The 1307-nt window shown below is 44.1% G+C and carries 1 protein-coding gene; it reads right to left on the reverse strand.

Features of this window, described 5'->3' with window-relative positions; genetic code table 11:
• Positions 1-50: 50 nt before the first annotated feature.
• The coding region (locus tag KJB35_RS27265; protein ID WP_285469875.1) for a transposase at positions 51-1307 on the reverse strand (1257 nt) is incomplete at its 5' end.

Here is a 1307-nt window from a genome sequence, read left to right on the forward strand (position 1 = left end):
CACTTAATTTAAACCGCAACGAACGCAACATTCGCTGTTCTGGTTATGGCTTAAGCTGCCATTGACAAATTTTTAATCAAGGTGTTTCGACTACCGTTGATATCACGATCAACGGTAAAACCTTCACCTTTAATAATCTTTGCTCCACCGAGTTTCGGTACAATAACTCCATCCCAAGAGCGGGTTTTTGAAGTGTACGCTTCGTTTGTGTCGGCAACGTGAGAGCCGTACTTTTTCGCGTACCACTTCAATCGCTGCTTAAACTGGTAGTGACACAGATCTAACATCTGACGACAGGTGTTTCGGCGGATGGTTCTTGTGCCGTCTTTACGACGAACCATCTCTCTGCTTTCGAAGGTAGGTAGGAAGATCACATCATATCGGCTCACTAGCTCATACGCTGCGCGATTGTGCATGTCTAGGATGAGATCATCCTTGCGACACTTGAGTCTGTTAATCTTACGTTCGATGTGTGTGAGTCGGTCTCGCGCCCACTGAGGTTCTGCTTCAAGATCTTTGATAGCGTTGTGGATTTTTTGCTTTTGACTCAACAAAGAGTCAACTTGCTTCATTAGCGGGAATAGTTTCGCTTGCGCAAAATTCTCTCCGATAATTAACGCATCGTCCTCACTAAAGGTCGTTAAAAATGTTCTTACGCCTTGATCGACACCAACACACTTAACCTCGCCTTGTTTCTCGGGGTTGATCTCAATGTGTTGTTGGACTTGTAAGAACCAACGTCCTTTGTTTCGTGTAACTTTACATGCCTTCTTAAAGCATTCGGCAGGGACTTCCTCTGTAAGAAAGACCTTGCCCAATGCTTTCGGGGCAATACTCTTGCCAGTTGGGAATTTGGGGAAATTAAAGGTATGGATTACGCCTTTTCTAGACTTAAAGCCTAGCGTCGCGTAACCAGATTTGGCTCCTTCCTTTGCTAACTGCTTATTCTTTTTGCAGACGGCTTTGAACTTGTCTTTAGCCTCTCGAACAGCTTCGTTGGGAAGTTCATTGTTGTAAATACGACCGGATTCACGCTGCTCTTTCTCTACTAAGCCGCGAATGTAAGGGCGGATATCAATTATTTTGCCATTTTCGTCTTTATCTTTACCGCCATTAATCATCTCAACAGCCAAGTTGTAGCATCGACGGTAGAGCGTCAGAGCTTGTTCGTAAGCTGTTTCATTCTCAGGATAAAACCGGATTTTTTTTGACGCTAACACTTTTGCGCCTTTGATGACTCCGTCTTCCGTAGTAGCTGTTACAGAATGAGGTAATAAAACTAATGAGCGTGGTGGTGTCAAAGTTTC

The sequence above is a fragment of the Vibrio sp. D431a genome (assembly GCF_030248655.1).
Classification (GTDB): domain Bacteria; phylum Pseudomonadota; class Gammaproteobacteria; order Enterobacterales; family Vibrionaceae; genus Vibrio; species Vibrio alginolyticus.